Genomic DNA, 25,894 nt, shown 5'->3' on the forward strand with positions numbered 1-25,894 from the left:
GCGTTGCCATACTCCGCAACCGGCGCAGGGCAGGCGTCGGGTTACTCTGAAACCGGTACTGAAATTAACCGGTCATTGATCGTCACTTCTATCGCCAGTTTATTCTCGCTGTATTTAACGCACGGTAAGGCTGCACCCTCATTAATGCAGCAGGCCAGCACCAGGTGTTCGGTGTTTTGTTGCAGTCGCCAGTTGATGTGCACAACCTCGCTGCTGGCGTCCGATTCAATCGCCCGTTCCGGCAGCAGCAGATCGTCTTCATAGCCGTGTGCCAGTGTGGCGGTAACATCGGTATGGCTGAGCAGCTGGCACTGGTAGTGGTAGTTGTCACCGTTGGGGTTTTTCAGTGTCACAATGCTGGTTTGCTCGCTGGCCGTTGCCGTCAGTTCGCTGTGCAGCCGCCAGTTCACGGCCTCGGGTTTGTCCAGCGAGATGGCATCGATGAGGATTAAGCCGTAGTCGTTGACCAGCACCATTTTGCGCCGAAACTGAGCCAACGGCTCGCCATAGGCTGCGCTTAAATCGAGATCGACCAGCTGAAAACCGGGCTCGGTTGTGCGCTGGTTAATGGTTGCCACGGCGCTCTGGTCATCCAGCTTTTGGCCCTGCTGGCCAATCAAGGGCAGGTTGTGCGCCAGGGTTTGCCGGGTCCATTCTTTGTGATGTTTGCTGCCGAATTTGTAGCCGTAACTGCCGGTGGGTATCAGCACGCCTGCGCCGTCATCAAACAGCGCGATGTTGCCCTGATCACCATGCCGGTGCGAGCTGTTACCGAAGGCGCTGGCTCGGTAGAAGAGCGAGAGCGATCCCTGCGCACACTTCCCTAAACCGGCAACACCGTAGTAGTTGTTGATCTGTTCTGATTCTCTGTTGCTGCTGCTGGCCGGCACCCGGCTTTGGGCTTGCTGTTCAAAGGCCAGTTGATTCACCGTGGGGATAACATCAAGCAGGTGCAGCTGGTAATCGTCAATGGCGTTTTCCAGCTGTTGGGATAGTTCAATATCCTGCGCGGTGCCAAAGCGGGTGGCGTAAATTCTTAGTGGGTTTTGCGAGAAAAAGCCGGGCCATTCTTTGCCGTCGCGGCGGCACCAGAAGCCATCGCCAAAGGGGTGTATGGATTGTTCCGGGGCGATAAAGTCGCGCGCAAAATTCAAAAAGTTTTTATAAAACGGGTGGTTGTAAAAAGAGAAGCCGGACAGCCGCTCCACACTTAAAAAGAACGGGTGATACCACTTGGTATAGGTGGAGGCATAGAACGGGCCTTCTGCCCAGCTGCCATCGATGCCGCCGTAAAACGGCAGTATGCCGCGATAGATCATCAGTGCGTAACTGAGCCATTGTTCGCATTCGTCGATGTCGTGTTCGCGGTACAGCGTCAATGCGGCTAAGCCTAAATAAGACGGTAAACGCGAGGTGTGCGAGTGGCCGGGGTACTGTTCAAATTCGTCTTCGGCCAGGCGCTGGCGCAGTTGTTTGCCAATGCGTACCAGCATGGGCCGTATAAACCATTTTTCGTTGTCGTTCAGCAGCGGTCTGAGCCAGTGATAGGCCAGAAACAGGTTGCGCGACAGCGAACAGCCAACTTCATCGCCCCAGGTGCAGGGGCGCAATAAAGACGCCGGGCCTTCGGGGCTCCATTCGGCCAGCTGCAGCAGGCGCTTGCGGGCTTCATGACCGTGTTCTTCTTCACCCCAGATGCGGTAGAGCAGGGTGTGCGCCATCAGGTCGCGGTCGATCCACAACCGTGAGTTGGCAATGGCTTCGCGCTTGCCTTCTTCTTCGCCGCGTTGATAGTGACTGGGGTAGCGGATGTCATTCATCGGCACACTCAGTGCCGTGGTTTGTTTTAATTTCCGGTAGATGTCGGCGCTGTTGTGTTTAATCTGCTCGATGTCGTCATCGAGGTACATCAGCCACTGGTCTTTACCGTTGCAGAGCTCAAATAATTCGGTTGCGGTGGGCGCGCAGTAGTTGGCTAAGGATTCGGTAATGTCAAAGCGGGTCCATTCAGAGCTTTCCGTTGCTTCGGCTTCGCTCAGCGTTGTTAAGCGCCATTGGTACTGACCGGGCGCGAGCTGAAACGAAAGCTGCACCGGTGAACTCACCGGCTCAAAATACCATTCTTCGCCGTTGCTCAGGCTCTTGAGTTCCAGATGGTACTTTTGGCCTGTGCGGTTTTGTGGCCAGTTGAAACTGGGTGGGTTGACCGTGGCGGGGTAGTCGGCACTGGGTGAAAGGTTCACCTGAAAATCATGTGTTCGGTTCAGGCTCAGCATTCTTGTTCACCCTTTTTAAACCAGTGGTATTCACCGCTGTCACGATCGATACGGCCAATGATTTTTGCCGGTGAGCCGGCGGCGATGCCGTAAGGCGGAACATCTTTGGTGACAACGGCATTGGCGCACACCAGTGCGCAACGGCCGATGGTGCAGCCGGGGGTGACGACGACACCGGAGGTGAGCCAGACGCCATCTTCAATGATGACTTTGCCGGCTGTTTCATCACTGCGGGCGCTGAAGAAATCGTCTTCCGGGCTGTACATATGATTGGAAGCAACAATGCTGACGTGCGGGCCGATCAGAACATTTTCACCAATGGCCACATCGCCATTCACATAGCTGTACAAACCAACGTAAGATTTTTTGCCAATCTGATTGCCTTTTATGCGCACGACGGCACCGGGGGCAATGCGTACGCCTTCGCCGGTTTGGCCAAGAATTTGCGCGCGCAGGGAATCGTCTTGTTGGTTATTGCTTTGGTTGCAGTAGAGGGTGAATTTGCGGAACTCTTCGTCGGTTAGTTCGCCACCATGTTTTTGTTGTACTGACATTGGCTGTTTCCGTTAAATATTCTGGTTTTAATAACTACTGAGTGACCTGTTTCAATCAGTGAAGTTAAGTTGTAACTGTAAAGGTACGGCGCTGTTCTCTAATTGAATAGTCAGCCACCGGATTTAAGCGATTTTCCAGTAGCTCTATTTGGTGCGTCGACAGGCAGGGATGCCTGTCGTCGAGCGTTACATGGATGTACTTGAGCGTCACCAAATAGAGCTACTGGGAAATTGCGTAAGTTAGCTAAACAATACAGGCCTACCTTTTCAGGCAAGCCTGCATTGAAAGTCGAAATTAGTCCTCGATATAGTACTGCTCTTTCAGGTGGAAGAACGGGCTCTTGTAAACCGAGTAGAATTTCTCCGGTACGTTCTTCATACGGTTATGAACCACAGCCGGTGAACCGGTGTAACGCAGAATACCGATCGCATACAGGTTTTCAGAGTGAATCTTCATCACCTCGTCGACCATCTGTGCGAATTTTTCTTTATCGGTTTCTTTGGTCATCTTCTCGTACAGATCGACCAGTGGCTGCATCTCGGCGGTTGTCTTCTTACCGTTAGTACCGTTAGACAGGTAGTAAGCGGCCTGCAAAGGTGCAAAGTTGGTGTTCGACATAACCGGGAAGTAGTTGTTGGCACCGAACAGCGGGTTCAAACCAGCGGTGTTGTTGTGCAGTACCATCTGGTATTCACTGCCACGACGAATCTGGTTGAAGTAGCTCTTTTCATCGGAACGCATAATGAAGCGCAGACCCAGGTTGTCCATATCGGCTTTCAGCAGAATGGCGCCTTCTTCACTGATCTTACGGCCGGCCTGGAAGTGCACCAGGAAGCTCAGCGGCTCGCCATCGGAACCCAAACGGTAGCCTTCGTTATCGCGCTTATCCAAACCGATGCTGTCGAGCATTTTGTTGGCACGGTCTACATCCAGCTGGGTGTAGGCTTCGGTGGTTTCCATGCTGCCACCCGGTGCGTCCGGCAGAACAACCGATTGCGCTGGTGCGGAAAGGCCAACGCCTAGGATCTGGTTTTGTGTATCACGGTCGATACCCAGTGAAACCGCCTGACGGAAGGTTTTGTTCTGCATTAGGCGCAGCACTTCTTTGTCGTCACCGGTGTAATCCTGGTTGGGGATGAGTACCAGCATGTTGGCGTGGTCGCTCAGGTCCATCAGTCGGGTTTTGTAGTTACCGGCCTTCTCACCTTTTTTCAGTGCTGTGAAGTCACTGGTCAGTTTAGATATACGGTCGATATCCACTTCGCCGGCCAGTGCTTTCAGGATGCGCACCTGTGGCTCTGCGGTTTGCGGCCAGGTCATGGCGTCGATGTAGGGCAGCTGGTTGCCTTCGGTATCAACTTTCCAGTAGTACGGGTTACGCACGGCGCGCTGCTGAAGTTCCTGCGGGTCGGTGTCATACACCCAGGTGTACAGAACCGGCAGTTCCGGGTTGGTGTTGGAGCGGGTATTCCAGCGGTTCTGGAACAGCTGACGCCAATCGGTCATGCCGGCATCGGTTACTTTCGCCTGCAGTTCCGCTTCATCCATATACTTCGGCAGGTACTCTTTCAGGTAGTGCTTAGGGCTCTGCGGTAAGCGGAATTCCATGGTGGAACGCAGGTGCTTTTCAATGAAGTGCGGGTTGGGCTCTTTGTAGTGCAGCTCAAAGGTTTGCTCATCAATAATCTTCAGTTCTGCCGGTTCACCGCCGGATAAAAACAGCGACTTCACACTGGGTTCCAGTTCGGAATTCATTTCCAGATCGTTGTACCAGAAGTCAACGTCTTCGGTCGTGAACGGCGCGCCATCGGACCACTTCATGCCCTTGCGCAGGGTAAAACGGTAAACGCGTGAGTCATCAGAGATAGACCAGGATTCAGCCAGGTTAGGAATGCGGTTCTGATTGTCGTCCAGATCAACCAGCGGTTCGTTACTCCATTCGTGGAATTGATAGTTCGGCTCAACGCGGCGCCAGGTGCCACCGTATTTACCCACCTCATTGACCGGTGTGATCACCAGCGGGTTTTCGGGAAGGCGATCATCAACCGCCGGAATGGCGCCGGACTCGACCATATCATTCAGCATGGGTGCTTCCTGATAGGCCCAGGCGTTCAGTGCCCCCAACATCATGGACAGTGCTGCAAGTTTGAGTTTCACGTGTTTCTCCTATTATTGTTTTAGGTATATCTCTTCTGCCAAGTGACAAGCACTTTGCCTAAGGATTTCTTCACCGTTGTGCGTTTCACTGAAGGTTTTCAGTTCCGGTGTTTTGGTTTTGCAGATTTCTTTGCAGTATTTACAGCGGTTATGGAAGGCGCAGCCGGAAGGCGGGTTTGCCGCATCGGGGATTTCACCACCAAGAATATCGCTGCGGATAGAGCGCTCTTCAATATCGGGAATGGCATGCATCAGCGCTTCGGTGTACGGGTGCAGTGGTTTGTTGTAGAGCACGTCGGTATCTGCCACTTCAACAATGCGGCCCAGGTACATTACGCCGACGCGGTCACACAGGTATTTCACCACGCTTAAATCGTGGGAAATAAACAGGTAAGAAAGATCGAATTTTTCTTTCAGCTCACTGAGAATTTCCAGGATCTGCGCCTGTACGGAAACATCCAGCGCACTCACCGCTTCATCGGCAACAATAAAGCGCGGCCGGGTAATCAGTGCGCGGGCAATGCCGATGCGCTGGCGCTGACCGCCGGAAAACGCATGCGGGTAACGCATCAGGTGCGATGCGCGCAGGCCCACTTGCTGGATCATTTCTTTGGCTTGTTCGTACAGGTATTTTTTATCTTTGATGCCGGCCAAACGCAGCGGCTCTTCCAGAATTTCCTGCACGGTCATACGAGGTGACAGCGATGAGTACGGGTCCTGGAAGATCATTTGAACTTCCTGACGGATCGGCCGCAGTTGTTTCTGGTTGAGCGGAACCAGATCGACCTTGTCACCGTTCTTTCGCTGGTAAACCACCTTGCCGCCGGTGGGTTCCATGGCTTTTAAAATGGCGCGGCCAACGGTTGTTTTACCGCAGCCGGATTCACCCACCAGGCCAAAGGTTTCATTCGGATAAATTTTAAAATTAATATCATCAACCGCTTTGATCACGCCCTGGCGACGACTGAACGCTCCGCCTTTCATGCTGAAATGCATTTTAAGGCCGTCAACTTCCACTAATGGTATTGCCTTTGAATTCATGATTTACGCCTCAAAACATCTGACCTTGTGGCCATTTTCTTGTGTAACAAACGGAGGAACTTCCGCGCGGCATTTTTCACTGGCTTTATCGCAACGCATCCAGAACGGGCAGCCGGTAATCTTGGCGTACGGGTCTGGCACGCTGCCTTTAATCGGCTTCAGGGCTTCCTCGGTGTGCAGCGTCGGGATCGATTCAATCAGCGCCTTGGTGTAAGGGTGTTTGGGTTCGTTAAGAATCTGATCGGTGCTGCCGTATTCCACGATGTAACCCAGATAAAACACGGCGATCTCTTCCACCATGTTGGCGACCACGGCCAGGTCATGAGTGATCAGCACCAGCGCCATATTCTGCTCGGCCTGTACATCTTTGATCAGGCTGAGAATCTGTGCCTGCACGGTAACATCCAGCGCGGTGGTGGGTTCATCGGCAAACAGCAGGCGCGGGTGGCAACTGATGGCCATGGCGATCATGACCCGCTGACGCATGCCGCCGGAAAGCTGGAAGGTGTAGTCTTCATACACGTCATGGGCACGCGGTACCCGGGCACGTTCCAGCATGTGAATGGCATGCTCTTTCGCTTCCTCTTTGTTCATGTCGGTGTGCTGCATAATCAGCTCACGCATCTGGCTGCCAATGGTGTGAATGGGGCTTAGGCTGCTCATCGGCTCCTGAAAAATCATCGAAATTTCTTTGCCACGAATGCTGTTAATCTCTTTGCCGTTGCGCTTGGTTTTCACCACATTCACCGGTGTGCCGTTGCGGTGGTAAGTGACCTCGCCGCTGGTCACACGGAATGACGGCTCTGGCAGCAGGCGAATGGCCAGACGCGAGGTCACACTTTTACCGCAGCCGGATTCGCCAACAATGCCCAGGCTCATGCCTTCGTAAATGGTCAGGTCGATATCGTTGAGGGTGTTGGTTACGCCTTCAATGGTGTGAAACTGAGCCGCAACATTTTTGTATTCCAGTAATTTATTCCGCATAACTTACGCTCTATTCATGTACGGGTCGGCAGCATCGCGCAGGCCGTCACCTAAGAAGTTGAAAAACAGGACCGTGACAATCACGAAGAAGGATGGATACAGAATCCATGGATAGTTGGCGATCACTTCAATGCTCTGTGCTTCCTGCAGCAGTACGCCCCAGCTCACCACCGGTGGGCGCAGGCCAATGCCTAAAAAGCTCAGTGAGGTTTCTGCAATGATCATCGCCGGAATGCTCAGCGTGGCCTGGGCGATCACAAAGCTGGTTGCGCCGGGCAGCAGGTGTTTGCGAATGATGTAGAAATTATTGGCACCGGAAAGCAACGCGGCTTCGGTGTACTTTTCTTCCTTCAGGCGCATCACAATGCCGCGTACCACCCGGGCGATGCCGGTCCATCCGATCACCGAAAGGATCAGTGTGATCATGAAGTAAACGAAAATCGGCGACCATTGCGGTGGCAGAGAAGCCGCCAGTGCCATCCATAAGGGAATCGACGGGAACGACATCAGCACCTCAATTAAACGCTGAATAAAGGTATCTATTTTGCCGCCGTAGAAGCCGGAAATACCCCCGAGTACCACACCAAACACCAGGCTGAGCAGCACACCGATCAGACCGATGGACAGTGAAATACGCGCGCCATGGACAATTTTACTGAACACATCACGGCCGAGTTTATCCGAGCCCATCAGGAACAACGCAGCACCGTCGTCAACACCGAACAGATGGATATCGGTTTTGAACAGGCCGAGCACCCTGTACTCGTAGCCACGGTGTAAAAAGCGAATCGGAAATTCTTTATCGCCTTCGGTGTATTCAAACTCCAGGGTTTCCATGTTCAGTTCACGTTTTAAATCGTGAATAAACGGCCAGGTGAAATCCCCTTCAGAATTTACCCAGTGCACAGCCGAAGGCGGCGCATACTTGTACTTTGCGGCGTACTTGTTGATGTCCTGTACGGCGATTAAATCGGCAAAGATAGCCACCAGATAAAACAGGATGATCATGATGGCACTGAACAACGCGACCTTGTGCTGCTTAAAGCGCAGCCACATCAGTTTGGTTTTCGAGGCGTAGGCGATATCGCTGCCGTTATCTTCCGCCTGCGCACTTAGGGTTTGGTTCAGTTCGGTATCCGGGCTTTGCTCCAGATGAGTTTGCGACGTCATGGTAACTCCTAGGCAAGACGAATGCGTGGATCTAACAACGCAATAAGAATGTCAGAAATGAGCGTGCCGATAATGGTCAGCACCGCCAGCATCATCAGGAAGGTGCCGGCCAGGTACATATCCTGACTGCGCAAGGCTTCCAGCAGGTAAGGGCCGGTGGTGGGCAAGCTCAGAACAATGGCGACAATGGCACTGCCGGAAACCAGCTCGGGCAGCATCCAGCCAATGGTGGACGCCAACGGGTTAACGGCGTGACGCACCGGGTACTTCAGAATAACCTTGTAAGCCGGTAAGCCTTTGGAACGCGCGGTATCAACATACGGCTTGTGCAGCTCGTCCATCATGGTGGCGCGCATAATGCGAATCTTGCTGGCGGTGCCGGCGGTGCCGACCACAATAACCGGAATCCAGATGTGCTTCATGGCATCCATGAACTTGGCGAAGCTCCACGGTGCATTTAAATATTCCGGTGAGAACAGACCGGAAAACGGTGTGCCGAACCAATCCAGTGACAGGTACATCAGCAGCAGCGCCAGTAAAAAGTTGGGGATGGCCAGGCCTAAAAAGCCGAAGAAACTGACGATGTAATCGAAGAAGGTGTAAGGCTTAAGTGAGGTAAAAATACCGGTGAAAAATGCCGTGACCAGTGTGAAGATAAGGGTGACAAAGGTGATCAGGAAGGTTAAGCCCAGCTTACCCCAGATAAGGTCCTGAACCGGCTTCTGGTGCTGGAACGAATAGCCGAAATCGCCCTGCGGGAAACCGCTGATCCACTTGAAGTAGTTGACGAACATGTTATCGCTGATGCCCAGCTCGGCCTGAATACTGGCGCGCAGTGCGTCAACATCGTTGATGGAACCGTCGATCACTAAACGTTCGGAAATATAGGCGTCTACAAAGTCGCCCGGTGGAATCTGGATAATCACAAACGACACGATCGAAATAATAATCAGCGTCGGTATTGAGATTAAACACCGTCTTAAAATATAGGAAAACATAAAGCTCCTTTCTTATTGTTCTTAAGTTCGTATAAGCACTGTTTTTTCTGGGTTATTTCGGGGCCGCAGATGGTGATTGCGGGTCTCCATGTTCATATCAAACTGAAAGGCGCCTCCTGAATGTATGCAGCAGTGAGATGTTCGCCGGCCCTACGCCACTGCGTTCTTGCTCACCTTTAATTTGCCGATATTGCTCAGTTGTTTGGATGCCTCACCGGTTGCGCTGAATAGCGGCAGCCGTAAGGGCGATTAAGCGAAAGCGTATGGCTGTCGTTAGTGTTGTTGTTTCAGCACATCCGCTTTGTTTGTTACTGGCAAACCAATAAAGGGCGTACCTTGGATAATTGGTTGACCAATATAGGGTTTACTCTAGCACTATCTGTCTTTTGGTCAACATATTGTATGAAGAATAAAACCAATTTTTTCCCGGCTCAGCCATAAGATCAAGCGCTCGGCTCAGTATTTAAGCGGCAAACGCCGTTCTGAAATTTTTCGGAGAAATTTAATGATCATACAAAATGGCGAACAAAATGCTCAGGGCCATTGTATTCAGGACGATTTTTAGTTCTTTCTGGAATAGTCTCGCTGAGCTAGTCGGGAAGGTTAGCCGTTCTGGCGGTGCTGCCGGTGGCTTGTAGTGCACGGTTTGCGGCTATGGCCTTATATAAGAAATTGGTGAACCAATTGCTGTTAGGCGGGTTTCAGGCGAATTCGGCGGTGTTTTTAACTGAAACGAGCGGAATGATTAAGGCCAGCGTTCGTAAGTTGTTAATCGTGCGATTAAACTGAAAGCATAAACCTGAACCAGACGGTACCTTGTTCTATGCGCACATCACTCTTTCTTGCTGGCGTTGTTGCCAGCCTGTTGGCTTTATCTTCCTGCCAGCCGGAACAAACCGACAACCGCTTTACCGGGTATATTGAGGCCGACCTCATCTACGTTTCGGCATCGCTGCCGGGAAGAATCGAATCGGTACTGTTTGAACAGGGCGATGCCGTGACTAAGGGCGAGCTGCTGCTGACGCTGGAGAACGACGCGCAGCGAATCAGTGTGGCGCAGGCCCGTGCGCAACTGGCGCAGGCAAAATCTAATGTTGAAAACCTGCAGACCGGTCTGCGTCAGGAAGAACTCGATTCACTGGATGCGCAGCTGACCGAAGCCGAAGCCTCGCTGAGCTTGGCCGAGGTGCAGCAAAAACGCTGGGACGCCCTGGTGAAAATTGGCGCAACCACGCAGGCCAATAAAGACCAGATTGATGCCGAATACAACGTCGCCGTTGCCCGCGTCCACAATATTGAAAGCCAGATCGAGGCCGCTAAACTGCCGGCGCGGCCGCATTTGATTGAAGCCGCCCAGGCACAGGTGGCTGCTGCGCAAGAGGCGCTGAATTACGCGCTCTGGCAGCAGCAACAAACCCGGGTCAGTGCACCGGCTGACGCCACTATCGAGCAGGTGCTGTACCGCAGTGGTGAGTATGTTGCCGCTGGCATGCCAGTCTATTCGCTGTTGCCGGCCGATGGTCTGAAGGTGAAATTCTTTGTGCCCGAGGCGCTGCTTTCCAGCGTGCGCATGGGGCAGCAGGTGCAGGTAAAAACGCCTGATACCGGCGCAGCTGTGGATAACTCTTTACCGGCGACGGTCTCTTATATTGCGCAGGATGCCGAGTTCACCCCGCCCATTATTTACAGCAGCGAATCACGCGAGAAGCTGGTGTTCTTAGTGGAAGCCAGCTTTGCCGATGCGGTGCAGCTGCGCCCCGGTCAGCCGGTGGATGTGGTTTTGCCATGAGCGAATACGTTATTGATGTGCGCGGGCTGGTAAAAAAGTTTGGCGATAAAACCGCCGTGAACGGCGTGGATATTCAACTGCCCAAAGGCGAGGTGTGGGGTTTTTTAGGGCCGAACGGGTCCGGTAAAACCACCACCATCCGCATGATTTGTGGCCTGCTCAGCGTTACTGAAGGCGAGGGTGAATGCCTGGGCTACAACATCAAAACCCAGGCCGAGCTGATTCGCCGGCAAACCGGCTACATGACGCAGAAGTTCAGCTTCTGGTCGGATTTAACCATTCGAGAAAACCTGGAGTTTGTTGCCCGGCTGTATCAGCTGCCGAAAGTAAAGCAGCGCGTCGATGAAACGCTTGCAGTACTGGGCCTGACCGATCGTCAGCGGCAATTGGCCGGTGCGCTTTCCGGTGGTTGGAAGCAACGTTTAGCGCTGGCTGCGGTGACCATGCACAACCCTAAGCTGTTGTTGCTTGATGAACCGACCGCCGGCGTCGACCCGCAGGCACGGCGTGAGTTTTGGGATCAGATTCATCGGCTGGCCAATGAGGGTTTAACGGTGCTGGTTTCTACGCACTACATGGATGAAGCCGAACGCTGCGACAAGATTGCTTACCTGGCGCACGGCAACCTGATGACTCAGGGGACGGTACAAGACATCATTACGGAATCGCGGTTGATTACCTTTCGTGCAGAAGGGCCGAACGTTCGTACGCTGGCTGCGAAGCTGAAAGACCGCGCGGGTGTTGAGCACGCTGCCTACTTTGGCGCGGCGCTGCACGTGAGCGGTATCAATAGACTGGCGTTGGAGGCGGCCATTGGTGAATTTGCCCGACCGGAGGATCACTGGCAGGAGGTGCAGCCTAATCTTGAGGATGTGTTTATTTCGCTGATGTCGCGTGCCGGTAAGGATGCGAGGTCTTACTTATGAGCTTCTTTGGTCTGAGTTTTTTGCGCATACGCGCGGTGTTTATCAAAGAGCTGATTCAGATGCGCCGCGACCGGCTGACCTTCGCCATGATGCTGGGTGTGCCGGTGATGCAGTTGCTGTTGTTTGGCTTTGCGATTAATTCCGACCCCAAACATTTACCTACGGCGGTAGAGGTGCAAGAGCAAACGCCGGTGGTACGCACGCTGTTGAACGCGCTGGAGCGCTCCGATTATTACGACATTATTCTCACCAGCGATAACAGCACCGAAGGCTATGCGCTGCTGGCCAGTGGCGAGGTTGCGTTTGTGATTACCATTCCGCTTGGCTTCACTGAAAAGTTACTGGCCGGTGAGCAGCCTTCGCTGCTGATCGAGGCAGATGCTTCCGACCCTTCGGCATCATCTTCGGCGTTGTTGTATGCCAACACCATTGTGCAGCGCGCCATTGCGCGTGAGCTGACCGGGCCGCTGGCGCATTTGCAGGCCGGTGCCAGCCCGGTGAATGTGATTAGCCATGCGCGCTATAACCCGGAAGGCATTTCTCAGTACAACATTGTGCCGGGTTTGTTGGGTGTGATTCTGACGATGACGCTGGTGATGATTACCTCGATGGCGGTGACCCGGGAAACCGAGCACGGCACCATGGAAAATCTGCTGGCGATGCCGGCGCGGCCGTTGGAGGTGATGATCGGTAAGATTACGCCTTACATTGGTATGGGGGCGGTGCAGACGGTGATTATTCTCAGTTGCGCGGCCTATTTGTTCCGGGTGCCGTTTGCCGGGTCGCTGTGGTTGCTGGTGGGCGGGCTTACGGTTTTTATTCTGGCGAATCTGTGTATTGGTTATACCTTTTCGACGATTGCGAAATCGCAGATGCAGGCGATGCAGATGACGTTCTTTTTCTTTCTGCCGTCTATTTTGCTTTCCGGCTTTATGTTTCCGTTTCGTGGTATGCCCAACTGGGCGCAATTTATTGGTGAGATTTTACCGCTGACGCACTTCTTGCGAATTATTCGCGGCATCATGCTTAAGGGGGCGGTGTTTAGTGAAATGCAGCAGGAGTTCGTTGCGTTGGGGGTGTTTACTCTGGTGGTCGGCATCATTGCTATGCTGCGTTACAAGCGAACGTTGGATTAGGTTAAGTTGCTAGATGCTAGATGCTAGGTGCTAGGTGCTAGATGCTAGGTGCTAGGTGCTAGGTGCTAGGTGCTAGGTGCTTGGTGCTTGGTGCTTGGTGCTTGGTGCTAGCTCCGGGATGCCGGACCACTAGCAACTAACATCTAACATCTAACATCTCCCCCTTCACGTCTCACATCTCACGTCCAACGTCTTACGCTCCCAGCCCCAAATGTACACAATTCGAAAACCCAACCCCGAGTTTCCCTGTACGATGCTGCCCGGCCCTATAATGCCCGCGCCATTGACTACAGGAGTAAGGCTTATGTTTGCAGCAAGTGAATCTTTTAAAGCAGGTTTATTTGGACGCGAGCACTGGCTGAATAACCTGGTCGCCGGCGTTATTGTCGGCGTTGTGGCGTTGCCGTTGGCGATGGCTTTTGCCATTGCTTCGGGTGTTAAGCCGGAGCAGGGCATCTATACGGCTATTATTGCGGCTGTGGCGGTTTCTCTGTTTGGCGGCAGCCGGGTGCAAATTGCCGGGCCGACCGGTGCGTTTATTGTTGTGCTTTCCGGTATTACTGCTCAGTACGGTATTGAGGGCTTGCAGATTGCCACGCTGATGGCCGGTGCGATGCTGATGGCGCTGGGCTTTGCCCGCCTTGGCGGTGTGATCCGTTATATTCCCGACCCGGTGATTGTTGGTTTTACCGCGGGCATCGGGGTGATCATTTGGGTAGGCCAGTGGGATGAGTTCTTTGGCTTACCTGCACCGACAGCAGAGCATTTTCACCAGAAGTTTATTCAGCTGATTACCTCGTTTTCGCATGTGCATTTGACCACTACCTTCCTGGCGGCGGCATCTTTGGCCATTCTGTTATTAACGCCGCGCATCCATTTTTTAAAGCGTGTTCCCGGCCCGTTGGTGGCGCTGGTTTTTGCAACGCTGGTGCAGTCTGTTTTCAAGTTTGATGGGGTTAGCACCATTGGCAGTGCCTTTGGCGGCATTCCGCAGGGCTTGCCCAGTTTCCAGCTGCCCAAGCCAGAGCTTTCGCAGATGATTGAGCTGATTGGCCCGGCCTTTACCATTGCCATGCTCGGTGCCATTGAATCACTGTTGTCGGCGGTGGTGGCCGATGGTATGGCTGGCACGCGTCATAATTCTAATCAGGAGCTGGTCGGTCAGGGCCTGGCGAATATCTTAACGCCGCTGTTCGGCGGTATTGCCGCGACCGGTGCCATTGCCCGTACTGCGACCAATATCCGTAACGGCGGTAACAGCCCACTGGCCGGCATTATTCATTCGCTGACGCTGGTGTTTATTCTGGTGGCGCTGGCGCCATTGGCCAATAACATTCCGCTGGCGTGCCTGGCGGCGATTCTGTTTGTGGTGGCCTGGAACATGAGTGAGGCGCATCACTTCTGCAAGCTGGTGAAGAAAGCGCCCACGGCGGATGTCGTTATTCTGTTGATCACCTTCCTGCTGACGGTCTTTGCCGATCTGGTGATTGCCGTGAACATTGGTGTGATTATGGCCACGCTGCACTTTATGCGCCGCATGGCATCGAGTGTGGAGGTGTCGTTAACACCCGCCAGTGAAATAAACGCCGAACGTCTGCAATCCGGCGAAAGCGAACTGCCGGATAACGCCCTGGTGTTTGCCATCGACGGGCCGTTCTTCTTTGGCGCGGTGGAAAACTTTGAGCGCGCGCTGGCCGGTACCCATACCGACCCTAAGTATTTGATCATCCGCTTGAAGTGGGTGCCCTTTATTGATGCCACTGCGCTGCAAACGCTGGAAGAGGTTATTCAGTCGCTGCAGAAACGTCATGTACAGGTGCTGATTTCCGGTGCCAATGCCCGCGTCGACGGTAAGCTGCGCAAGGCTGGAGTGATTGAGTTGCTCGGTGAAGAGAACTACTGCGCCACCTTTGAGCAGGCGGCGAAAAAAGTTCAGGAATCTGCAAAATAGTTCATGCTCTGAGTGTCGCTTTGCACTACTATGCGCTGCTTTTTTTGCTCGGGCTGACGCTGTGAAAACAGTGCCCGGGCGTTATTGAATTTTTATAGGCAGAGCATTTACTTGGCAGCATTAAGCTTCATTTCTCAAGAGTGCGGTGACAGCGGAACGGACGAAACTCTGTTTGCGCTGATCGCTGAAGATATTGAAAAACAGGGCTTCAGTATTCGTCACGGCGCGTTGCCGGAAGACATGGCCAGTGCTTTGTATGCGCACCAGTTAAATCTGAACGGTCAGAAGTACATCGAGGCCGGCATTGGCCGGGGCGAAAACTACCTGGTTTCCGAATTTGTGCGCACCGATGAAATCTGCTGGATCAATGGCGATTCGCCGGCGGGCAGCCGCTGGATTGGCTGGACAGGGCAGCTGCAGCAGTTTTTAAACCGCCGCCTGTTTCTGGGGTTATTCTCGTTTGAAAGTCATTTTGCGCACTATGCGCCCGGTGCCTATTACAAGCGCCATTACGATGCCTTTCGCGGCCAGACCAACCGGGTATTGACGGTGGTCGCTTATCTGAACCCTTCGTGGACGAATGAAGACGGTGGTGAGCTGGTGTTGTATCGCTCCGATCAGGATCGGGAAGGCACCCGGGTGACGCCGCTTTTCGGTACGCTGGTTGTTTTCCTCAGCGAAGAGTATCCGCACGAGGTCTTGCCCGCGGCGCGGGATCGTTACTCTATTGCTGGCTGGTATCGGGTGAACAGCTCGCAGGATCATCGGGTAGACCCACCGCGTTAGCCGTTAAAAAAAGCCGGGCTCGGTGAAGCCCGGCGTATCACGGTCAGTACCGTTTATTTCTTAATGCCTTCCACATGCAGTTCCATATCCACATAGCTCGAAGCACCCATAACCGCAATGCCGAAGTCGGCCAGTTCTAAGCGGGTGGTGCCTTCAAAGCCAATGCGCTCACCACCCCAAGGGTCTTTGCCAGCGCCGATAAACTCGGCATCAATGGTGATTGGCTTGGTCATGCCATGCAGCGTTAAATCGCCACTGATCGCCAGTTTGCCATCGCCCATGCTGGAAACGCTGGTGCTGGTAAAGGTGGCTTGCGGGAATTTAGAGGCGTTGATGAAATCGCCACTGCGCAGGTGTTTATCGCGTTCGGCATGGTTGCTGTCCAGGCTGGTGGTATCAACCACCACGTTCACCTTAGAAGCGGTAATGTTGTTTTCGTCGTAGCTGAAATCGCCACTGAAGTTATTAAAGCGGCCTTTAATAAAGCTGTAGCCTAAGTGGCTCACTTTAAAGTTAACCGAGGCGTGTGCGCCACTGGTATCAATGCTGTAATCCGCTGCGAATGCCTGCAAAGGCAACGCGAGCCCGGCCATTAACGCGCCGGAAAAAACTGTTTTTGCAATAAATTGGTTTTTCATTTTGATGCTCCGATCATTTTTCGCAGTGTGTCGTCTTTGTCGATAAAGTGGTGCTTTAATGCGGCGGCAGCGTGTACGGCTGCCAGGCCAATTAAGATAATCGCCGTGTAGTAATGAATACGTCCGGCAATATCCGATTGATTAGGAAACAGTTCGCCCAGGCTCGGCACGGTAAACCAGTTGAATACCTCTATGCCGCGGCCATCGGGTGTGGAAATTAAATAGCCGGAAAAAAACAGCACGAACAATAAAAAGTAGATCACCAGATGCACGCTTTTCGCGGCGATCACTTCATAACGCTTGCCGGTTGTGGCGGGCGCCGCTTTGATCAGCTTGAACAGCACCCGCAACAGGGTGACCAGCACCAGCAGAATGCCGATGGATTTATGGATCATCGGTGCCGTTTTATACCACTGGCTGTAGTAGTCCAGGTCGACCATCCACCAGCCGAGTGCAAACATGCCGATCACCACAAGTGCGCTGAGCCAGTGGATGATAATCACCGGCGTACTGTAATTTTTAACCGCTTTGGTCGTGCTCACAAGTTGTTACCAATCGTTGTTCAGAAGTTATTGACCTGTGTTTTAGCCATAAGTTTCTGCAAAAGTCTGTATTTAAATGAGCGGGAAAATTTACTCATTTTATTTTGTGAACCGCTTAAAAAATTCCGCGATTGAAATCGGCAAAGGCCTGCATAACTTCGGCCTTAGTGTTCATTACGAATGGGCCGCCACGAGCCACCGGTTCGTTTAAGGGTTGGCCGGCCACCAGTAAAAAGCGGGTATCGGCCGCGCCGCTTTCAACAACAACCTGTTCACCGGCGCTCAGTATCCCCAGTGTTCGTGCGGGTAATGCCTGGCTGCTGTCAGCAATGCGAACCTCCCCCTCAATGACATAAATAAACGCATTGTGGTGACCGGGCAGCGATTGTGAAAAGCGCTGCTGCCCCGGCATGGAAACATCCATGTAGGTGGGTCGGGTGTAGTTATTTATAACCGGGCCGGTGGTGCCGTTGTCGGTTGTACCGGCAATCACGCGCACGCTGACGCCGCTGTCATGGGTTTCAACCGGAGCGGATTCCGGCGGGTATTCCTGATAGGCCGGTTCAATCATTTTTGCGCGCGCCGGCAAATTAACCCACAGCTGAAAGCCCTTCATTAAACCTTCTTCCTGCTCGGGCATTTCCGAATGCAAAATACCTTTGCCTGCGGTCATCCACTGCACGCCGCCCGGTTCAATCACACCCTCGTGGCCGGCGTTATCCTTGTGGCGCATGCGGCCGTTGAGCAGGTAGGTCACCGTTTCAAAACCTCGGTGCGGGTGTTCGGGGAAGCCGGCCAGGTAGTCATCGGCCTCATCGCTTTCAAAGCAATCGAGCAGCAGAAACGGGTCGAGCATATCGAGCTCTGGTGAGCCGATAATACGGGTCAGTTTTACTCCGGCACCGTCGCTGGTTTTCATGCCGTTGATAATCTGCTGCAGGCTGCGCTGGGTCGTGGGCTGATTAGTAAGGTGGCTCATGATTCGCCTCCAAATAGGAATTGTTTTCATCTTAGTTGTTGATACGTTTGCGATAAACTAAGGTAATCGGGAATAACAGTTCTTATTCAGAGAACAATGGAGAGACGCGTGGGTCAGCTTGAAGATATGACAATGTTTGTACGCATAGTTGAAGCCGGTGGCATCAGCCGCGCGGCGGAGCAATTGAACGTTGCCAAATCGGCGGTCAGTCGCCGCCTGAGTGATCTGGAAAGCCGCCTGGGTACCCAGCTGATCAGCCGTACCACGCGCAAACACACCCTGACCGAAGCCGGTGAACACTACTACGCTCGCGCTATGGCCATTCTCGATCAGGTCGATACCCTTAACGAGCAAACCAGTAACGTTAAGGCGCAGGTGGATGGCACCCTGAAGCTAACTGCACCGCTCACCTTTGCGCTGCAGCACTTGAACCCGTTGCTCGATGAATTTATTCGCCAGCATGAGGATCTAAAGCTGCAGCTGGATTTATCCGACCGTCATATGGACCTGGTTGAAGAAGGCTATGAACTGGCCATCCGCATTGGCGAGCTGGAAGATTCCAGTTATCAGGCGAAAGCCATTACGCCGATTCGCGCCGTGCTTTGCGCCAGCCCGGCCTGGCTAGCTGCCAACGGCACACCGCAGCAGGTGAGCGATTTAGACGGCCATCAGTTTTTGCAGTACGGCTTCGGTAAATATGATCGGCTGACCCTGACAGGGCCCGATGGCAACGCGGTTACTGTTGTTCTGCAGTCCAAAATAAAGTCGAATAACGGCGACTTCATGCTCGATATGGCCAAGCGCGGGCACGGCATTGCGCCCCTGCCCAGCTTTATTGCCTATCGCGCCATTGAAAGCGGTGAGTTGGTGCGCCTGCTGCCGGAGTATCGCTTACCGGGCTACACCTGCTACGCGGTGTATCCGAAAAACCGCTTTTTGTCGCGGCGTTGCCGCTTGCTGATCGATTTCCTCGCACAGCGCCTGGGCGATTCCCCTTACTGGGATGACAACCTCGGTTAAAATTGCCGTTGATGGTCAAGAATGTGTCAGTGATAAAGGCTATTGATCTATTAGTCGGCCTTAATATGTTTTTATTTTCTTTTTTGGGCCGTATTGTCAGAGTCTCTTACTGAAAAGGGCCGCTATTTAGGTTTTATTCGCTAAAGTGTTCTGCGGCCTTCTTTGCTAAAATCGTCCGGCTTGATTCGCCCCGACCAAACTGCGTACAGCGCTTGCATAAAAAGCGGGACGTGGTTTTCGATTTTGCCGGAGATGTTTTAAAAATGACCCCACAGGAACTCAGACTCGCTTGTCGTGATGGCAGCTTTACCACCAATACGTCAGGCTATTGTGCCGGCTATGTGCAAGCCAATCTGGTTATTTTGCCGAAGAGCTGGGCGGATGAATTTTTTGTTTTTGCGCAGCAGAACCCCAAGCCGTGCCCGATCATTGGCTTTTCTAAAACGCCCGGTGAGCCGGTTATTCGCGTTGGTGGTAAAGATGTGGATATCCGCAGCGACCTGCCGCAATACCGCGTCTGGCGTGATGGTGAGCTGGCGGGCGAGCCGGCCGATGTTTCCGATGTTTGGCAGGATGACTTCGTCACCTTCCTGATTGGCTGTTCGTTCTCGTTTGAAGAAGCGCTGCTGGCCGATGGTCTTGAAATCCGCAACATCACCGAGCAGGTCAACGTGCCGATGTTCAACACCAACATCGCCTGTGAGCCGACAGAGCGTTTCTACGGCAATCAGGTGGTCAGTATGCGTCCGTTTAAAGCGGCCGACGCCATCCGCATGATCCAAATTTGCAGCCGTTTCCCGAACGTTCATGGTGCACCGGTGCATTTGGGTGACCCATCGTTGATCGGCATTGAAGATATTCAAAAGCCCGACTACGGCGATGCCGTAACCGTGAACGAAGGTGAACTCCCCGTATTTACCGCCTGTGGTGTAACGCCGCAGGCCGTGATTAAGCAGGCCAAGCCGCCTGTTTGTATTACTCACAGCCCAGGCTGCATGCTGGTGACGGATATTCCCAACAGCAAGCTGGCCATCTTTTAAGCGAGGCAATGTTTATATGTCGTTAACGGCTCTTGAACAACTGAGTGTTGAGATAGAAGACATACTGGTGCAGAGAAATTTGCGCGGTATGAAAGATATTCAGCAACACCTTCCTGCGGGCTATCTGCTTCGTGCCGCTCGTATGATGAATGCAGTGACCGGTTCGGTGCTCATTGGTACCGGCTTCCCGGTCGGCGAAACCTTTGAAACCGACGGCCCGGTGGGCGCTATCTGTTTATACAACGCCATGGAAGCCATCGGTGCCGAGCCGGTACTGGTGTGCGGTGCACCACTTTCAACGCATTTGCGTAAAAAGTACCGAGTGCATCCACTGATTGTGGGCCCGCACGCTTCGCGCCAGAAAGAAGCACTGGCGGCACTGGAACACTGGAAGCCCGAACTGCTGATCTCTATCGAGCGTCCGGGCCTGTCTGAAGACGGTCATTACTACAACATGCGCGGCGAAGTAATCAGCGAACGTGCGGCCTGTTTTGACTCCTTCTTCGATAATGCTCAATGCGAAACCATTGCCATTGGTGATGGTGGTAACGAGATTGGCATGGGTAAAATACGCGACGCCGTGCGCTCGCTGGATATCCAGCCGGCCTTTACCAGCTGCAACGAGCTGATTCTGGCGGATGTCTCCAACTGGGGTGCCATTGGCCTGGTGGCGATGCTGGAATGTGTCGCCAATAAACCGCTGCTAACGCTGCACAAGCCCGATGAGATTCTGCAATATCTTTCCGATCACGGCAGTGTGGATGGCGTGACCCGCCGAAACGAATTAACCGAAGACGGCCTTCCAATGGATGAAGGTTTGGCTTTATTGAATCAACTGGTGGCACTGACCACTCAGTATCGTCAGTCACTTTAATCATTAGGAGGTAGTGCACAATGTCTATCGTTTATTTAAATGGTGAATACATGAAGCCTGAAGAGGCAAAGATTTCACCTATGGACCGTGGCTTTTTGTATGGCGATGGTATCTACGAAGTTATTCCTAATCACCATGGCAAAAGCGTTGGTCTGGGCCTGCACCTGAAGCGTATGGAAAACGGCCTGAAAGAGATCGGCATTGAGTACAATACCGAACAATTGAGAGAAGTGGTTGCGCACCTGCTGGAAGCCAATGAAGGCGACGACCTTAACGTTTACATTCAGATCAGCCGCGGTACATACGAAAAACGCTTCCATGGCTTCCCGGAAAAGGTTGAGCCAACCGTCTTCCTGTACACCTGGGAAATCAGTGAAGCGCATGTAGCCGATAAAGAAAAAGCACACAAACTAAAAGTTGTCACCGCCGACGATTTACGCTGGCAGCGCTGCCACATTAAATCGACGTCACTGCTGGGTAACGTGCTGCACTTCCAGCAGAGCTACGGTGAAGGCCTGAATGAAACACTGCTGTTCAACGAAGAAGGCAACCTGACTGAAGGTTCATCGTCTAACGCTTACATCGTCAAAGACGGCGTGCTGTACACGCCACCGCTTTCCGATGAACTGCTGCCGGGTATTACCCGCCATATTCTGCTGGCCATTTTGCGTGAGCACAGCGATATCGAAGTGGTAGAGCGCGCAATCTCTAAAGCGGAAGTATTCGCTGCCGACGAAATTTGGATGACAAGTGCCAGTAAAGAAGTTGGCCCGGTTGTAGAGGTAGACGGCAAGCCGGTGGGCAATGGCGAAATTGGCGATGTTTGGTTGAAGGCGCAGGCGCTTTACTCCAAATACTGCTACGATTTTGATTGATAGATTTAAATAAATTAAAAAGCTAACTACCGCGACTTATTAAAAACCTTAAGGTAAAAGAATTAGCTTACTCGAAATTACGTACCGGCCTTGTGCCGGTATTTTTTTACTTGCGGCTTTTTGTGGATATTCAAATTGACAGGGTTTCTACTTACGCTGGCTGCACAATTGAGCTTGCACCCGTATTAAAGAATGAACCAGTGCATAAACGAATTCCCTTCTTATATAAAGGCTCAGCCAGATTGATTGCGTATAACCGTTTAGTACAGTGGCTTTAGCCATTGGTTCACGGTTTCAAAAACCTGAGGGTCTTTCAACAGTTTTAAATGCCCGGTCTTGGGCGCCGTCCATTGTTGCTTGCAGTTTTTCAGTGCCAGGGCACTTTCCAGGGTAACTAGGCCATCGCCAATAACGTCATCAATGGCCTTATGGCTTTTGGTTTCCAGATTACCGGCAATGCAAAAGCTCGGAACCGAAAAAGAACTTGGCAGCTCGCCAATAAAGCCTTCACGTAAGTTTTTAATGCCTTCACTTCTGCGCTTGGTCAGCTTGGTAAAGGGCCGTGTAACTGCGAAGGCACTCAGCTGTTGTTCAACCCAATGCCCTAGCGATGACATCGGGGTGCCGGCAAAAGGCGTACCTAATGCGACCAGCGCACGTGTGTTGTGGTACCAGTTGTTATTGCCAGCGTGAGCTTTAATTAGCGCGTGAAGTGACACAAGACCGCCCATGCTGTGACCAATAAGACTCACACTTTGCCCGGGTTGTAATTCGCGTTCAAGCAGCTGTGCCAGTTGCCGGGCGCTGTCTTCTATACTTAAACCGGTGTTGTACTTTAAGTACCAAACATCGGCGTTAAGGCAGTCAGCTAAGAACTGGGTTTGAGGCTCACTCCAGGCGCGGTCATCCATACAGAGGCCGTGAACGAATAGAATTTTATTGGGGTGGTTTTGAGCCCCGGCACGAATGATTTCCATCGACGTATTGAGCGGGCTGTGTGAGCTGGCCAGTTGATCGCCCAACACGCCATTCAGCGCGGCAATTACATTTAACCGTTGGCTGGTATCAATATTTTTTTGCGATGTTTTTAGTTGAGCCACATTGCGGGCGATTGCATTGAGTAGTATTTGAGTGGTAAATGGCAATACTTTAACCCCCTGGTACACCAGCCGGGTGCCGGATGTGAACCATCCGCCAAGGCTGAGCTGTTGCAGAACGGATAGGTGCACCTGTTCGGTTACATCAATAACGTCTGTGCCAGTCATCGTAACCAGTTGCGCAACCGCGATGGCATCGGTTTTTTTAAAGTGCCGCTGCCAGCGACTTTTCAATGGTGTAGCCATGGCCTGCCTGTACCCTGCGTGAGTGCCGCTATCAATGTGCTAGTATCACTATAGGTGTATTTGGCTGAATCGCGAAGTCGCTCAAGGCGTTCGCCATTAAATGTTCGTCGTTGCGAACGTAAAAGTCGCTCCTCTATCTGTGAGGGATTGTCATGTGGTTGCATTCATCCTGCTTTCTTGAATTTAACATTCCGGTTCCAACGCCGTTTTTGCTCATGCTGCGTCCTCGAAGTGGGCGGCAGCAATGGGTTGCGCGCGAGCAATACGTTTTGTCTCCCAGCGTTCCGGTCGTCGAGTTCACGGACTCGTTCGGTAACCTGTGTCAGCGGCTGGTGGCTCCTACCGGGAAATTCTCCGTGCATACCTCCGTTGATATCGAAACCGCAGATGCATCCGATACGGCCCCTGGAGCCCCGTTCGTTGAAGTGCAACATCTGCCTGATGAAACACTGCCATTCCTTCACCCAAGCCGGTATTGTGAATCGGATCGTTTTACTGAAATGGCCGCATCGATCGTGGCGGGTCGAGCCGCTGGCTACGATCAGTGTACGGCCATCGTCGATTATATCCGCAACACGGTACGGTATACGCCCGGCGCAGGGCAGCAGATAATCAGTGCTACCGAGCTAAACGAGCTGGGAAGCGGAGTATGCCGGGACATGACCCATTTAGGCATGGCCTGTTGCCGGGCGCTGTCTATACCGGCCCGAATGGTCGTGGGCTACCTTGAGGGGCTTGAACCGATGGATCTTCACGCCTGGTTCGAGGCTTATGTCGGAAACCGGTGGTACACGTTCGATCCAACACAAGCCAGCCTGCAAGGGGGGCGTGTCGCGATCGCCTTCGGCCGGGACGCGGCCGATGTTGCCATCTACACCCAATTCGGCGATCCGGTGGATCTGCTAAGCATGTACGTCAATGTTGAACAAAGGCCCGGGCCTCCTTTATAAGGCTAGGCTTAGCGGCCGTTCGGGCTGATTTCACGGCTCTCTGACTGATACGAAACAATAGGATGTTGTCGTATCGTCGTTTTTAAAATTCATCACACCGAAACGGGTGTTGTCACCAACTTTTCTAAAGATATCAATGATAGGGCGTGCATCGCATAACATTGCCGATGTTACGCCGCCGCTATGCTCCACAGGCCTTAATTCGGCTGCGCTTTTATTTTTGCCAGAAAACGAACACTTCCTTTTTCCTTCCATAGTTCATGCACGATTCCACTGGAAACTAAGCCCCATCGAAAGCAAACAGGCTTTCAAAGAAAAGACTTTAAATTATTGGAGAGAGACGATGAACTCATTGAAAAAGAAATTTGTAGCTGGCGGCATTGTATTGGTTATGGCGACTTCAGCGGCAGGCGTATTCGCTAAAGGCGGATCTTTCACTGGCGAAGGTGAACGCAAGGGTGGTGTGAATCTCGATTACATTTTTACTGAGTTAGCACTGACCGACGATCAACAAACTGAAGTCACTGAAATTATTACCCAGCTGAAAGAGAAAAATTTTGAAGCTCGCAAAGAAGCGCGAGAAGCCAGAAAAGAAGCAAGTGAAGCACCAAGTGCTGAAGAGAGGCAAGCTGCACGTGATGCTAACCGAGCGGCACACATGCAGGAACTGACGGACCAGTTAAACACCGTTCTTTCTGCAGATGATGCTGAAGATTTAGTTACCTACCTTGATGCCCACCATGGCTCTCGTGAAGGTGAACGCGGCGATCGTAACGGCAAAGGTGAACGTGGCGGTAAAGAAGGTCGTGGTAGTAAACAGTTGTTCGACGCTGACAGCACTGTTGACGAAAGCAAATAATTTACTCGCAAACACTCAAAGGAGTTAAAAAATGAAAATCATTAATTTACTGACAACCGCAATGACTACTGTCGTACTGATCAGCGCTGCATCCATAGCCAGCGCAAATACAGAATACACTAGCAAATCGTTTTATAGCGATTCTTACACCACGGAGGCAGAAGCCTACAATGCTGGATTTGATGTGGTTGATAACGTCACTCAGGCCTCAAAAGGGGAGCTTAATAAAATGCTCGATACCTATGGCTTTTCCCGTGACCTCACCGTTGACGATGCGAAGGTGACCCTTGAGGAATTTGCTGTCGAACGCGGCCAGATTGAGTACCGCGCAAAAGTCAGCGTTAACTACCACTATGAAGTCGATAATAACGATTGATTGGCATTCTATAGAGTGAAAGCTGTGGATTAACACTGGCTTTTACTGAGCAATAGGGCGGGTACTTTAGTATTGGTTAATGAAGTGCCCAAAGGTACTTATAGCCATGTGGTTTTTGGCTAAGCATTGATACTTCACAAATGAAAATAACCGACAAACGGGGGCTGAATTTCAGCCCTTTTTTTTTGCCTGCCGCTTTGTTCGTGATCTCATCTGGGCGCGACTGCAGCTGAAGTTTCGGTTGGGTTGTCGGGCTAAAGCCCGACCTACAAATGTGGCGTGGCTGTAGGTTGGCCTTTAGGCCAACACCGGTTGTCGCTGGGTTTGCGGTTGGGCTGTCGGGCTGAAGCCCGACCTACAAATGTGGCGTGGCTGTAGGTTGGCCTTTAGGCCAGCACTGGTTGCCGCTGAAGTTTCGGTTGGGCTGTCGGGCTGAAGCCCGACCTACAAATGTGGCGTGGTTTGTAGGTTGGCCTTTAGGCCAACACTGGTTGCCGCTGAAGTTGTGGTTGGGGCTGTCGGGCTGAAGCCCGACCTTGTATCTCTCCAGGGAAGTTGTTTAGCTGATAACTTTCCGAGAGCCAGGTGAATCTGAGACCGACCTTAGTGCTTTGACACTGCTTTGTAGA

At 52.4% G+C, this 25,894-nt stretch carries 24 protein-coding genes; 12 read left to right on the top strand and 12 right to left on the bottom strand.

Features of this window, described 5'->3' with window-relative positions:
• Window positions 1–41: 41 nt before the first annotated feature.
• The 7 genes from BCF53_RS11880 to BCF53_RS11910 form a co-directional block, all read right to left on the bottom strand.
• Entirely contained in the window at window positions 42–2,276 is a 2,235-nt protein-coding gene (locus BCF53_RS11880) for a DUF4962 domain-containing protein (protein WP_132701954.1), read from the bottom strand.
• Complete coding sequence (locus BCF53_RS11885) at window positions 2,270–2,830, bottom strand: acyltransferase (protein WP_132701955.1); 561 nt, start codon at window positions 2,828–2,830, stop codon at window positions 2,270–2,272. Before BCF53_RS11885 ends, BCF53_RS11880 begins: the two co-directional genes overlap by 7 nt.
• A 295-nt stretch (window positions 2,831–3,125) precedes the next feature.
• Window positions 3,126–4,988 carry an ABC transporter substrate-binding protein gene (locus BCF53_RS11890; protein WP_132701956.1) on the bottom strand — a complete coding sequence of 621 codons (1,863 nt, stop codon included), beginning with the start codon at window positions 4,986–4,988 and terminating at the stop codon, window positions 3,126–3,128.
• A gap of 12 nt (window positions 4,989–5,000) precedes the next feature.
• The gene (locus BCF53_RS11895) at window positions 5,001–6,029 is read right to left on the bottom strand and encodes an ABC transporter ATP-binding protein (protein WP_132701957.1); all 1,029 of its coding nucleotides are present in this window, start codon (window positions 6,027–6,029) and stop codon (window positions 5,001–5,003) included.
• A gap of 3 nt (window positions 6,030–6,032) precedes the next feature.
• Window positions 6,033–7,013, bottom strand: coding sequence for an ABC transporter ATP-binding protein (locus BCF53_RS11900; RefSeq protein ID WP_132701958.1), 981 nt, complete (start codon window positions 7,011–7,013; stop codon window positions 6,033–6,035).
• Window positions 7,014–7,016: 3 nt separating this feature from the next.
• On the bottom strand, window positions 7,017–8,183 hold the full coding sequence (locus BCF53_RS11905) for an ABC transporter permease (RefSeq protein WP_132701959.1): 1,167 nt from the start codon (window positions 8,181–8,183) through the stop codon (window positions 7,017–7,019).
• Window positions 8,184–8,191: 8 nt separating this feature from the next.
• Window positions 8,192–9,181, bottom strand: a complete 990-nt coding sequence (locus BCF53_RS11910; RefSeq protein ID WP_132701960.1) for an ABC transporter permease — start codon at window positions 9,179–9,181, stop codon at window positions 8,192–8,194.
• Between the two features lie 823 nt (window positions 9,182–10,004).
• On the opposite strand from BCF53_RS11910, the gene BCF53_RS11915 reads away from it, so the two are divergent.
• The 5 genes from BCF53_RS11915 (at window position 10,005) to BCF53_RS11935 (ending at window position 15,769) form a co-directional block, all read left to right on the top strand.
• Window positions 10,005–10,970 (top strand): HlyD family secretion protein, encoded by a 966-nt coding sequence (locus BCF53_RS11915; RefSeq protein WP_132701961.1) that lies wholly within the window; start codon window positions 10,005–10,007, stop codon window positions 10,968–10,970.
• Window positions 10,967–11,896, top strand: coding sequence for an ABC transporter ATP-binding protein (locus BCF53_RS11920; RefSeq protein ID WP_132701962.1), 930 nt, complete (start codon window positions 10,967–10,969; stop codon window positions 11,894–11,896). Before BCF53_RS11915 ends, BCF53_RS11920 begins: the two co-directional genes overlap by 4 nt.
• The gene (locus BCF53_RS11925) at window positions 11,893–13,032 is read left to right on the top strand and encodes an ABC transporter permease (RefSeq protein WP_132701963.1); all 1,140 of its coding nucleotides are present in this window, start codon (window positions 11,893–11,895) and stop codon (window positions 13,030–13,032) included. Before BCF53_RS11920 ends, BCF53_RS11925 begins: the two co-directional genes overlap by 4 nt.
• 304 nt (window positions 13,033–13,336) lie before the next feature.
• On the top strand, window positions 13,337–14,983 hold the full coding sequence (locus BCF53_RS11930) for a SulP family inorganic anion transporter (protein WP_132701964.1): 1,647 nt from the start codon (window positions 13,337–13,339) through the stop codon (window positions 14,981–14,983).
• Between the two features lie 111 nt (window positions 14,984–15,094).
• Complete coding sequence (locus BCF53_RS11935; protein WP_132701965.1) at window positions 15,095–15,769, top strand: 2OG-Fe(II) oxygenase; 675 nt, start codon at window positions 15,095–15,097, stop codon at window positions 15,767–15,769.
• A 53-nt stretch (window positions 15,770–15,822) separates the two neighbouring features.
• Here BCF53_RS11935 and BCF53_RS11940 read toward each other — a convergent pair whose 3' ends face one another.
• The 3 genes from BCF53_RS11940 to BCF53_RS11950 all read right to left on the bottom strand — a co-directional run bounded on the left by BCF53_RS11940 (window position 15,823) and on the right by BCF53_RS11950 (window position 17,928).
• Complete coding sequence (locus BCF53_RS11940; RefSeq protein ID WP_207902718.1) at window positions 15,823–16,407, bottom strand: YceI family protein; 585 nt, start codon at window positions 16,405–16,407, stop codon at window positions 15,823–15,825.
• Window positions 16,404–16,949 (bottom strand): cytochrome b, encoded by a 546-nt coding sequence (locus BCF53_RS11945; protein WP_132701966.1) that lies wholly within the window; start codon window positions 16,947–16,949, stop codon window positions 16,404–16,406. The genes BCF53_RS11940 and BCF53_RS11945 overlap by 4 nt, the downstream gene beginning before the upstream one ends.
• Window positions 16,950–17,064: 115 nt before the next feature.
• Window positions 17,065–17,928: a pirin family protein gene (locus BCF53_RS11950; RefSeq protein ID WP_132701967.1), complete on the bottom strand. Its 864-nt coding sequence runs from the start codon at window positions 17,926–17,928 to the stop codon at window positions 17,065–17,067.
• 108 nt (window positions 17,929–18,036) lie between these two features.
• On the opposite strand from BCF53_RS11950, the gene BCF53_RS11955 reads away from it, so the two are divergent.
• From BCF53_RS11955 to BCF53_RS11970, 4 genes are all read left to right on the top strand, one after another.
• Window positions 18,037–18,948 carry a LysR family transcriptional regulator gene (locus tag BCF53_RS11955; RefSeq protein WP_132701968.1) on the top strand — a complete coding sequence of 304 codons (912 nt, stop codon included), beginning with the start codon at window positions 18,037–18,039 and terminating at the stop codon, window positions 18,946–18,948.
• 263 nt (window positions 18,949–19,211) lie between these two features.
• Window positions 19,212–19,988 (top strand): putative hydro-lyase, encoded by a 777-nt coding sequence (locus BCF53_RS11960; protein ID WP_132701969.1) that lies wholly within the window; start codon window positions 19,212–19,214, stop codon window positions 19,986–19,988.
• A 16-nt stretch (window positions 19,989–20,004) separates the two neighbouring features.
• Complete coding sequence (locus tag BCF53_RS11965; RefSeq protein WP_132701970.1) at window positions 20,005–20,862, top strand: DUF4392 domain-containing protein; 858 nt, start codon at window positions 20,005–20,007, stop codon at window positions 20,860–20,862.
• Between the two features lie 20 nt (window positions 20,863–20,882).
• The gene (locus tag BCF53_RS11970; RefSeq protein WP_132701971.1) at window positions 20,883–21,737 is read left to right on the top strand and encodes a D-amino acid aminotransferase; all 855 of its coding nucleotides are present in this window, start codon (window positions 20,883–20,885) and stop codon (window positions 21,735–21,737) included.
• A 260-nt stretch (window positions 21,738–21,997) separates the two neighbouring features.
• Here the strand turns inward: BCF53_RS11970 and BCF53_RS11975 are convergent, their stop codons facing one another.
• Window positions 21,998–23,080, bottom strand: coding sequence for an alpha/beta fold hydrolase (locus tag BCF53_RS11975; RefSeq protein WP_132701972.1), 1,083 nt, complete (start codon window positions 23,078–23,080; stop codon window positions 21,998–22,000).
• Between the two features lie 152 nt (window positions 23,081–23,232).
• Here BCF53_RS11975 and BCF53_RS11980 point away from each other — a divergent pair, with 152 nt between their 5' ends.
• Window positions 23,233–24,030, top strand: coding sequence for a transglutaminase domain-containing protein (locus BCF53_RS11980; protein ID WP_132701973.1), 798 nt, complete (start codon window positions 23,233–23,235; stop codon window positions 24,028–24,030).
• A gap of 30 nt (window positions 24,031–24,060) precedes the next feature.
• Here BCF53_RS11980 and BCF53_RS19620 read toward each other — a convergent pair whose 3' ends face one another.
• The gene (locus BCF53_RS19620) at window positions 24,061–24,192 is read right to left on the bottom strand and encodes a DUF4334 domain-containing protein (RefSeq protein ID WP_424511406.1); all 132 of its coding nucleotides are present in this window, start codon (window positions 24,190–24,192) and stop codon (window positions 24,061–24,063) included.
• Here BCF53_RS19620 and BCF53_RS11990 point away from each other — a divergent pair.
• Window positions 24,167–24,889, top strand: coding sequence for a Spy/CpxP family protein refolding chaperone (locus tag BCF53_RS11990; RefSeq protein ID WP_243645824.1), 723 nt, complete (start codon window positions 24,167–24,169; stop codon window positions 24,887–24,889). The two genes, BCF53_RS19620 and BCF53_RS11990, sit on opposite strands and share 26 nt — an antisense overlap.
• Before the next feature lie 31 nt (window positions 24,890–24,920).
• Complete coding sequence (locus BCF53_RS11995; RefSeq protein WP_132701976.1) at window positions 24,921–25,265, top strand: DUF3316 domain-containing protein; 345 nt, start codon at window positions 24,921–24,923, stop codon at window positions 25,263–25,265.
• The last annotated feature ends 629 nt before the right edge of the window (window positions 25,266–25,894 follow it).

It is taken from the genome of Reinekea marinisedimentorum, from assembly GCF_004341165.1.
Classification (GTDB): Bacteria; Pseudomonadota; Gammaproteobacteria; order Pseudomonadales; family Natronospirillaceae; genus Reinekea; species Reinekea marinisedimentorum.